Here is a 10,377-nt window from a genome sequence, read left to right as displayed (position 1 = left end):
GAGCATCCGATGACCGTGCCGAGCACCTACACCGAGCAGACGCTGACGAGTTGGCTGGTCGACCGGGTCGCCGAGTATCTGCGCAGGCCGCCGACCGAGATCGACCCCGCCGTGCCGCTCGCCGAGTACGGGCTCGACTCGGTGGCGGCGCTGAGCCTGTGCGGCGATGTCGAAGACGCCTTCGAGGTCCTCATCGAGCCGACGGCCGCCTGGGACTACCCGACGATCCGCTCCCTGGCCGGTCATCTGCTGGGACGGCTGGAGGCACGGACGTGACAGCCGACGACATCGGCGGTAGCAACGGCCGGATCGCGATCACGGGCATCGACTGCCGGTTTCCGCGAGCCGAAGGGCCGAGCGGCTACTGGGAGTTGCTGATGCGCGCCGGTGACGGCGTCGGCCCGGTGCCGCCCGAACGGTGGCCGGTGACGGAGTCGTTCTCCGCACCCGGCGAGGGCGGGTTCATCTCCGATCCGGACGTGTTCGACCACGAGTTCTTCGCCGTCTCGCCGCGCGAGGCCGGTTCGCTGGACCCGCAGCAGCGGCTGATGCTGCACTGCGCGTGGCGCGCGATCGAGGACGCGGGCATCGCCCCGCACCGGCTGGCCGGCACATCGACCGGGGTGTTCGTCGGGGTCATGGGCAGCGAGTGGGCCCAGCTGACGCTGACGGACCTGCCCCGGATCACCGCCCAGATCGGCTCCGGCAACGGCTACTGCATGATCGCCAACCGGGTGTCGTACCACCTGGACCTCAAGGGCCCGTCCCTCGCCGTCGACACGGCCTGCTCGTCCTCGCTGGTCGCCGTGCATCTGGCGGCGAACGCGCTGCTCGCGGGCGAGTGCGATCTCGCCATCGCGGGCGGCGTCAACCTGGCATTGACCCCGGCCCTCGGCATCTTCTACTCCCAGGCAGGCCTCGCCGCCCCCGACGGCCGCTGCAAGCCGTTCAGCGCCGACGCGGACGGCATCGGCCGGGGCGAGGGTGTCGGGGCGGTGGTCCTGCGCCGGTACGAGGACGCGATCGCCGACGGGCAGCCGGTGTACGCCGTCCTGCGCGGCACAGCCGTCAACCAGGACGGACGCGGCAACGGCATCACCGCGCCCAGCCGCTGGTCCCAGGAGGCCGTGGTCGCCGCCGCCTGCCGCCGGGCCCGCGTGGACCCGGCCGACGTGACCTTCGTCGAGGGTCATGGCACCGGCACGGTCCTGGGCGACATGATCGAGACCAGGGCCCTCGGCGCACTCCACGCCACGCGCCCCCGTTCGCGCCCCCTGTCCCTCGGCTCGGTCAAGGGCAACCTGGGCCACACGGAAGGCGCCGCCGGCATCGCGGGCCTGATCAAGGTCGCCCTCTCCCTCCACCACCGCACGGCCCCGGCCAGCCGCTTCGCGACCCACGAGAACCCCCAACTCGCCCTCGCCGACCAGGGTCTACGCCTCCTGAAGTCACCCCTGCGCCTCCCGCCCGGCCCGGTACTGGCCGGCCTGAGCAGCTTCGGCATGGGCGGCACGAACGCCCACGCGGTGCTCGAATCGGCCCCGAGGGCCGGACGGACGACAGCCCGCACGCGTACGCAGTCGGAAGCGCCCCAGCACCCCACCACGCAGCTCCCCGCCACACCTCACCCCTCCACGCAGCGCCCCGCCGGCCTCGGCATAGGCGTCTTCACCCTCACCGCCCCCACCGAGGCGGCCCTGCGCCGCAATCTCCTCGCACAGGCGGAGGCCATCAGCCGCCGACGCACCCCCTTCGGCCCCCTGTGCTGGTCCTCGCACCAGGTCAAGTCCGGTCACGCCCACCGCTGTTCGGTGGTCGCCGCCGACTCCACCGAGCTGACGGCCCTCCTGCGTACGGCGGCCGAGGCGCCCACCCTGCCCACCCGTCCGCCCGAACTCCCGTGCACGGCATGGCTGTTCACCGGCCAGGGCGCCCAGTACCCGGGGATGGCGGCCCGGCTGCACCGCGAGTCCGCCCTGTTCCGCCACCACCTCGACGCGGCCGACACCGCCCTGCTCCCGCACACCGACGGTTCCGTACGCGACCTGCTCCTGGGCGCCGATCCGGCGGTCCACCGCACCGGTTGGGCCCAGCCCGCGCTCTTCGCGGTCGGATACGCGCTCGGCGCAAGCCTCCACGAGCTGGGCATCCGACCACAGGCGCTCCTGGGTCACAGCGTGGGCGAGTTCGCGGCGGCGGTACTCGCCGAGGCCCTCCCTTTGGAAGCAGCGGCGCAGCTGGTCGCGACCCGAGGTGCGCTGATGCAGCAACTTCCGGACGGCGGAGGCATGTTGGCCGTGCAGGCCCCGGCCGAGCCACTCCACGAGTACGTCGAACCGGAGCCCCTGGTCGGCTTCGCGGCCTTCAACGGCCCGCGCTCGACCGTCCTCTCCGGCGACCTGGCCGCCCTGGACCGGATCGCCGAGGCCCTGACCCAACGCGGGTTCCCGGTACGCCGGTTGGAGGTGTCCCACGCCTTCCACTCCCCGCTCATGCGCCCGGTCCTCGAACCCTTCCACCGGCTCGCCGAGGAGGTGACCGAGGGAGGCGTCCCGCGCATCCCCCTGTACTCCACACTCCGCGGCAAGCTGCTCGACTCCGAGCCGCTGGACGCCGCGTACTGGACGGAACACATCAGCGCACCCGTCCTCTTCGCGGACGCCGCCGCCCAACTCCTCGACGAGGAGCCGACCCACCTGGTGGAGATCGGCCCGAAGCCCGTACTCACGTCGCTGGCACGGCACTTGACCACCGAACGCACCTCACCGCCCCGCTCCCTGCACCCCCTCCCGGGCGTGAACGCGGGCGCCCGTGAACTGGCCGGGACCCTCACCGCCCTCCACGAGGCAGGCCTCGACCCGGACTGGGACGCCGCGTACGCCCCACAGGACCGCGTCCTCCAGCGCCTGACGCCGTACGCCTTCTCCGCCGAGCACCGCTTCTGGCATCGGGGCGCCGCTGAGACACGTACCGAATCCCCAACCGAACCCGAGAAGCCCACAGTTCAGCCGAGCATCACCGCTGCCGCCGCCGTCCTCGACGCCATCGCCCAGGTCGGCGGCTACCCCCTGTCCACCCTCTCCGACGCCTCCCGCCTCTACGAGGACCTTGGCTTCGACTCGGTCGCCGTCATGGAGCTGAAGTCCCGTATCGAGGACCGGCTTCCGGCGCTCGGCGACCTCCCCGTGCACGAACTGCTGCCGAGGCTGTCGTCAGTCGGCGACCTCGTCGCGTACGTACAGGAGCGCACCCCATGACGACGAACCCGCCCCATCTCGCCGGCGCCGGTTCCGCCCTGCCCGGCGAACCGGTCGACAACGCGGCGCTGTCCGCCGCCCTGGGCGTCAGCGCCGAGTGGATCGAGCTGTTCATCGGCACCCGGACCCGGCACTTCGCCCGCGATCTGGTCACCGGGGAGGTACGGCGCTCACTGGCCGACCTGTGCGCCCAGGCCGCCGAGGAGGCGATGGCCAATGGGAGCGTCGAAGCGGCCGACATCGAGTTCCTGGTCCTCGGTACGGCGACCCCGGACCACCTCATGCCGACCACCGCGAGCCAGGTCGCCGATCTGCTCGACCTCGACCAACTCCCCACCTACCAGCTCCAGTCGGGATGCGCGGGCGCGGTCCAGGCACTCGATCTCGCCCGGCATCTGATCGGCAGCGGGGAGTTCGGCTGCGGTCTCGTCATCGGCGGTGACGTCTGCACCAAACACCTCGACCTGCGCCGGGACCTGTCCGCAGCCGCGCCGAGCGACCTCGTCAACGGCGTGCTGTTCGGGGACGGCGCGGGCGCCGCCGTACTGACCGCCGAGCCGCACGGAGAGGCCGTGACCCTGCTGCGCACCCTCAACCGCTGTACCGGCCTTGGCCGTTCGCCGGGCCAGATCATCGACTGGTTCGGCCTCGCCGACCGGGACGAGGACCGCCAGGCGCTCACCGAGGACTACAAGGCGATCGAGGAGTCCGTACCGGTGATGGCGGCGGAGATCCTCTGGGAACTCCTCGACACCCTGGGCTGGTCGGCGGACGACGTGGACTTCCTGCTGCCGCCCCAGCTCTCCGGCCGGATGACCCGCCAGATCACCGAACACCTCGCCCTCCCCTCCGCCCACGAGATCTCCTGCGTGGCTCTGACCGGCAACAACGGCAACGCCCTGCCGTTCCTCCAGATCGAACAGCTGCTGCCGAAGATGGGCAGCGGGCAGAAGGCGCTGGCCGTGGCGGTCGAGTCCAGCAAGTGGATCAAGGCCGGGTTCGCCCTGGAGAAGCGCTGAAGTTCTGAAGCACTCACAGCACAACCCACCGCCGAGTTCCCCGACCGAGAGGCCCCGCATGCCCTCCCTGCCCCCGCACACCACCTTCGCCGTCACCGACTTCCACCACCTCGTCCGCAACGACCTCGGACTCCCCCTGACAGACACCCAGTTCGAAGCCGACTTCGACGAACTCCCGGACTGGGACTCCCTGTTCCTCCTCAAACTGGTCGTCCTCCTCGAACGCGCCACGGCCCGACCGGTCCCGGTCTCCCGCCTGTTCGAGGCCCGCAGCCTCCAGGAGATCTACGACCGCGTGGTGACCCCGTGACCAGCGGCAAGCCCCGCGGTCACTCCACCCACCCCGTCCGCGACCGCCGGCACACCCTCCACTTCCTGGAGTACGCGGCCGCCCAGCGCCCCGTACACCTGGACACCGACATCGACATGACCCACGCCCTGGCCCACCGCGCCGCCGCCGACCGCCACTACTCGACGGTGACCTACGTCCTGCACGCGGCGGGACGGGTCCTGGCCCGCCACCCGGAGGCCAACGCGGTCCTCGCCCCGGGCCACCTGCGCCGCCCCCGGATCGTCCGGTTCACCGAGGTCACCGGGAAACTCGCCCTGGACACGACCGTCCCCGGCGGCGACCGCGTCGTGCTCTCCGCCCTCGTGCCCGCCCTGGAATCGGCGTCCCTGGCCGACATCCAGGACCGCGTCGACCGCTACCGCAACGCCCCCGACCCCGCCGCCCTGCCGGAGTTCGCCCGCGTCCGCACCCTGGCCCGGCTGCCGGCCTGGCTCGGCCGGATCGCCTTCGCCGCAGCCCTGCGCGACCCCCGCAGCCGCCCTGCCGTCCTCGGCACGGTCTCGGTCAGCTCCCTCGGCCACCGCCCGGTCGACGGCTTCCACTCCACGGGCGGTACGGCCCTGACGCTGACCTGCGGACGTACGGCACCGCGCCCGGTCGTCCGGGACGACGGCCGGATCGAGGCGGCCCCGCTGATGAGGCTGGGCCTCACCTTCGACCACCGCGTACTCGACGGCGCCACCGCCGCCGACGTCCTGGCCGACCTCAAGTCGGCGCTCGAGTCGGAGTGGGCGACACAGCACACCGGCCACACGGCCGCAGTCACACCGCTCCGCCCTCTGCACAAGGCGGCGACGGACCCCCAATGACCCGGCGGGGAGAGCCCACGCCGAGACAGGAGAGCCGAACCCATGCATGATCTGGGCGAGTTGAAGCAGTACGCCCTGCTGCACGCCCGCAACCAGGGCCTGTCCACCCGGGCCACGACCCGCGTCCTGGCCCGGATCCACAGCGACGACCCGGGCGCCGAGGACTCCTGGGCCCGGGTGTGGTCCGCCGAGGGCGACGCACTCGCCGGGCGCGGCCGGCTGCTCGGCGCCTGCCGCTGCTACGCCCTCGCCCGTTTCCCGTACGCCGACTCGGCCGACGGCGACCGGATGCGCGCCCGACAGGCGGGCGTGGCCGCCTTCGACCTCTGGCGGCGGGCCCGAGGCGGCATCGAACGCCTCGAACTCGCCCACCCGGACGGCACGTTGGCCTGCTGGGCGGCAGGCCTGGACAGGCACCGCCCGCTGCTCATCATGATGGGCGGCATCGTGAGCGCGAAGGAGCAGTGGGCCCCACTGCTCCCGAAGCTGACCCGCCTCGGCTACGCGGCCGTGGTCACGGAGCTGCCCGGTGTGGGCGAGAACTCCCTGCCCTACACGGCGGATTCATGGCGCCTGCTGCCCTGGCTGTGCGACCGGCTGTCGGACCGCGCCCGCACCACCGACGCCACGCTCCTCTGCCTCAGCTTCAGCGGCCATCTCGCCCTGCGCGCGGCCGTCGAGGACCCCCGGATCGCCCGCATCCTGACCGTCGGCGCCCCGGTCGCGGACTTCTTCACCGACGACGACTGGTGGCCCCGCGTCCCGGCGCTCACCACAACCACCCTGCGCCATCTGACAACCTCCGCCGACGACCACGAACTGCGCTCACTGCTCAAGGAGTTCCCCCTCGACACCGCCCAACTCGGGTCCGTACGGGCGGCGGTGCGGTACGTGGCGAGTGCGCGGGACGAGATCATCCCGCCCCGGGAGCAGTCACTGCTCCGCGAGGCGCTGGGAGACCTCCGTATCAAGGAGTTCGACGATGTGCACGGCTCACCGGGGCACGCCGGTGCGCTGCGGCGGTGGCTGGTGCTGAACCTGCTGCGCCCAGCACGTGGTCGTGCAGCCGGGTGAGGTCGGGCCCCGGTCCGATGCCGAGTTCCTCGTGCAGTGAGCGGCGTACGGCACGGTAGGCGCGTACGGCGTCGGAGCAGCGGCCGGACCGGTGCAGGGCGACGATGAGCTGGCAGTGCAGTCGCTCGCGCAGCGGATGCTCGACCGCCAACTCCATGAGTTCACCGGTGAGTTCCTGATGCCGGCCGAGCTTGAGGTCGGCGGTGATCCGCTGCTCCAGCACGCCGAGCCGCAGCTCCTCCAGCCGGGTCGCGGCGGACCGCAACACAACGCCCTGCGGCACCCCGGACAGCGCGGGCCCCGTCCACAGTGCGAGCGCCTCCCCCAGACTGTGGGAGGCGGCGCCGAAGTCCTCGCTCTTGAGGGCCGTGCGCCCTTCCTCGCTCAGTGTTTCGAAGCGGCGCAGGTCGAGGTCGTGCGGTTCGACGTGCAGGACGTATCCGGGCGGGCGGCTGACCAGTGGCCGTCCGGCGCCGCTCTCGGCGAGGGCCTTGCGGACATGGCAGATGTACACGTGCAGGGTGCTGGCCGCGGTGCGGGGCGGCTCGTCGGGCCACAGTTCGTCGATGAGGGCATCGCTGGAGACCACCGAGCCCGCCCGCACGAGCAGGGTGGCGAGCACGGCACGTGGCTTGGCGGCCGCGGGCGTACGGGTGTCGAGGCGGACCGGTCCCAGTACACGGAATCGCAAGGGTCAGCTCCTATCACGTCGCACAAGAACGTCACACGAGAACTGCCCCCACCATCCCGAACCCCGCTGAAGAAGCACGGGAGAGCCACGGGAGACCGCCACGGACGGCACCCGACGCCGGCCTCCCTGCCCCTCCTCGTTTGCCCCTGTCAGCCGACCGACGAGTAGGCCACAACCCCCCGCAGCAGCCCCTCCACGGCCTTGCGCGCGTTCTTCGCGACCGTCGACCCCTCGCCGCCGGACACCGGCGCCGCGGCCGAGATCTGCCCGAGGACGTCGATGACCTGCTTGCACCAGCGGACGAAGTCACCGGCCGGCATCTCCGCCTCGCGCAGCACCTCGTCGAGGCCCTTGCCGGACGCCCACTCGTAGGCCGCCCACGCGAAGCCGAGGTCCGGCTCGCGCTGGCCGACGCCCTCGCTCTGGGTGATCCGGAACTCCTCCTCCAGCGCGTCGAGCCGGCCCCAGATACGGACCATCTCGCCGAGCGCGGCCTTGGCCTTGCCGGACGGCACCTTCGGTGCCATGGCGTCGTCGGCGGCCCGGGACTCGTACACCAACGCTGAGACGCAGGCGGCGAGTTCGGCGGGCGCGAGCCCGTCCCAGACGCCCGCGCGCAGGCATTCGCTGGTCAGCAGGTCGAGTTCGCCGTAGAGCCGGGCGAGCCGCTTGCCGTGCTCGGTCACCTCGTCGCCGCGCAGATAGTCCAGCTCGGTCAGCAGGGCGACAATGCGGTCGAACGTACGGGCGATGGTGTTGGTGCGGCCCTCGATGCGCCGCTCCAGCTGCGAGGTGTCGCGCAGCAGCCGGTAGTAGCGCTCGGCCCAACGGGCGTGGTCCTCGCGGTCGTTGCAGCCGTGGCAGGCATGAGCGCGGATCGCGGTGCGCAGCCGGGCGATCTCGCGGTCGTCGGCCGCCTGGGAGCGCTGCTTGCGGGCCCGCTCGGGCGCGATGTGCCCGGCCTTGGTGCGCAGCGCGGAGGCGAGGTCGCGACGGGACTGCGGCGAACGCGGGTTGAAGGACTTCGGGACCCGCATGCGCTCCAACGCCTCGACGGGCACCGGGAAGTCCATCGACGCCAGCCGCTTCACCTGCCGCTCCGCAGTCAGCACGAGCGGGCGCGGCCCGTCGTGCTGCTCGAAGCCGCGGTGGCCGTTGGACCGGCCGGCGGGCAGCCCCGGGTCCAGGACGAGCGCGAGGCCCGCGTACTTGCCGGTGGGGACGTGGATGATGTCACCGGGCTTGAGCTTCTCCAGCGCGACGGCGGCCTCGGCCCGCCGCTGGGCGGCGCCCTGCCGGGCCAGGTCGGTCTCGCGGTCTTTGAGTTCGCGGCGCAGCCGCGCGTACTCCTCGAAGTCGCCGAGGTGGCAGGTCATGGACTCCTTGTAGCCGTCCAGGCCCTCCTCGTTGCGCTGCACCTGCCGGGAGATCCCGACGACCGACTTGTCGGCCTGGAACTGCGCGAACGAGGTCTCCAGCAGCTCGCGCGAGCGGTGCCGCCCGAACTGGTCCACGAGGTTGACCGCCATGTTGTACGACGGCTTGAAGCTGGAGCGCAGCGGGTACGTGCGCGTGCCGGCCAGTCCCGCCAGGTGGTCGGGGCTCATCCCCCGCTGCCACAGCACCACGGCATGACCCTCGACGTCGATGCCACGCCGCCCCGCACGCCCCGTCAGCTGGGTGTACTCGCCGGGCGTGATGTCGGCGTGCTGTTCGCCGTTCCACTTGACGAGCTTCTCCAGCACGACCGAGCGGGCGGGCATGTTGATGCCGAGCGCGAGGGTCTCGGTGGCGAACACAGCCTTCACAAGGCCCTGTACGAAGAGTTCCTCGACGACCTCCTTGAACGTGGGCAGCATGCCCGCGTGGTGGGCGGCGATGCCCCGCTCCAGGCCCTCCAGCCACTCGTAGTACCCGAGGACGTGCAGGTCCTCGGAAGGGATGGAGGAGGTGCGCTCCTCGACGATGGCACGCACCCGTTCCCGCGCCTCGTCGTCGTTCAGCCGCAGGCCCGCGTACAGGCACTGCTGTACGGCGGCCTCGCAGGCCGCACGGCTGAAGATGAACGTGATGGCGGGCAACAGGCCCTCGGAGTCGAGCCGTTCGATGACTTCGGGCCGCCCCGGCGTCCACACGCGTGAACGCGACCGGCGCTCCCGCTCACGGTCGGCCTCGCGCATGGCGCGCCCGCGTCTACGGTCCTGGAAGGAGGGCCGCTGCGCCTCCATGCGTGCGAGCCGCGCGAGGTCGGGGTTGACGGCCTTCCGGCTGCCCTCGCCCTCCTCGAAGAGGTCATACATCCGGCGTCCGGCGAGCACGTGCTGGAACAGGGGCACGGGCCGGTGCTCGGAGACGATCACCTGGGTGTCGCCGCGCACGGTGTCGAGCCAGTCGCCGAACTCCTCGGCGTTGGACACGGTCGCCGACAGCGAGACGAGGGTGACCGACTCGGGGAGGTGGATGATCACTTCCTCCCATACGGCGCCGCGGAAGCGGTCGGAGAGGTAGTGCACCTCGTCCATGACCACGTAGCCGAGGCCGAGGAGGGTCTGCGAGCCCGCGTACAGCATGTTCCGCAGGACCTCGGTGGTCATCACGACCACCGGGGCATCGGAGTTGACGCTGTTGTCGCCGGTGAGCAGACCCACCTTGTCCGCGCCGTAACGGCGGGACAGGTCGGCGTACTTCTGGTTCGACAGGGCCTTGATGGGCGTCGTGTAGAAGCACTTCTTGCCCTGCTGGAGGGCGAGATGGACGGCGAACTCGCCGACGATCGTCTTGCCCGACCCGGTGGGGGCGGCCACCAGCACGCCCTTCCCCGCTTCGAGTGCCTGGCAGGCCTCGATCTGGAAGGGGTCGAGGCCGAAGTCGTACATCTCGCGGAAGGACGCGAGCGCGGTGGCCTGCTCGACAGCGCGCTTACGTGCTGCCGCATACCGCTCGGCCGGTGAGAGGTCCTCTGTCATCGTGCTTTCGAGACTACCGGCCCCCACTGACAACAGGACGATCATTATCCGGATCGATGCCTGGGAAACACGGGATCCGCGCAGCTCAGCGCAACATGGAAGCGGCCGGGGCGCCGAGGGGCACAAGGGGCATCACCGGGACGCACGGGGCGGCATGTGGGATGCCCGCCCTCTCCGGTTCGAGTCGAACGCCGAGAACGGAGTGCCCG

At 71.6% G+C, this 10,377-nt stretch carries 8 protein-coding genes; 6 read left to right on the top strand and 2 right to left on the bottom strand.

Annotated elements, in window-relative coordinates:
- Positions 1–9: 9 nt before the first annotated feature.
- The 6 genes from ACWCRB_RS37100 to ACWCRB_RS37075 are packed head-to-tail and all read left to right on the top strand — an operon-like array spanning position 10 to position 6,511.
- On the top strand, positions 10–276 hold the full coding sequence (locus ACWCRB_RS37100) for an acyl carrier protein (protein WP_369035857.1): 267 nt from the start codon (positions 10–12) through the stop codon (positions 274–276).
- Positions 273–3,257: a type I polyketide synthase gene (locus ACWCRB_RS37095; RefSeq protein WP_451000261.1), complete on the top strand. Its 2,985-nt coding sequence runs from the start codon at positions 273–275 to the stop codon at positions 3,255–3,257. Before ACWCRB_RS37100 ends, ACWCRB_RS37095 begins: the two co-directional genes overlap by 4 nt.
- Positions 3,254–4,276: a 3-oxoacyl-ACP synthase III family protein gene (locus tag ACWCRB_RS37090; RefSeq protein WP_451000260.1), complete on the top strand. Its 1,023-nt coding sequence runs from the start codon at positions 3,254–3,256 to the stop codon at positions 4,274–4,276. The genes ACWCRB_RS37095 and ACWCRB_RS37090 overlap by 4 nt, the downstream gene beginning before the upstream one ends.
- 58 nt (positions 4,277–4,334) lie before the next feature.
- Positions 4,335–4,586, top strand: a complete 252-nt coding sequence (locus ACWCRB_RS37085; RefSeq protein ID WP_451000259.1) for a phosphopantetheine-binding protein — start codon at positions 4,335–4,337, stop codon at positions 4,584–4,586.
- On the top strand, positions 4,583–5,437 hold the full coding sequence (locus ACWCRB_RS37080) for a 2-oxo acid dehydrogenase subunit E2 (RefSeq protein WP_451000258.1): 855 nt from the start codon (positions 4,583–4,585) through the stop codon (positions 5,435–5,437). Before ACWCRB_RS37085 ends, ACWCRB_RS37080 begins: the two co-directional genes overlap by 4 nt.
- 42 nt (positions 5,438–5,479) lie before the next feature.
- The gene (locus ACWCRB_RS37075; RefSeq protein ID WP_451000257.1) at positions 5,480–6,511 is read left to right on the top strand and encodes an alpha/beta hydrolase; all 1,032 of its coding nucleotides are present in this window, start codon (positions 5,480–5,482) and stop codon (positions 6,509–6,511) included.
- Here the strand turns inward: ACWCRB_RS37075 and ACWCRB_RS37070 are convergent.
- Positions 6,405–7,202: an AfsR/SARP family transcriptional regulator gene (locus tag ACWCRB_RS37070; protein WP_451000256.1), complete on the bottom strand. Its 798-nt coding sequence runs from the start codon at positions 7,200–7,202 to the stop codon at positions 6,405–6,407. The genes ACWCRB_RS37075 and ACWCRB_RS37070 overlap by 107 nt on opposite strands.
- Positions 7,203–7,351: 149 nt before the next feature.
- Complete coding sequence (locus ACWCRB_RS37065) at positions 7,352–10,213, bottom strand: DEAD/DEAH box helicase (RefSeq protein WP_451000255.1); 2,862 nt, start codon at positions 10,211–10,213, stop codon at positions 7,352–7,354.
- Positions 10,214–10,377 lie beyond the last annotated feature (164 nt).

The organism is Streptomyces sp. NPDC002156, from assembly GCF_053593675.1.
Note: the sequence above shows the minus strand (reverse complement) of the source record. Positions and strands in the feature narration are given on the sequence as shown.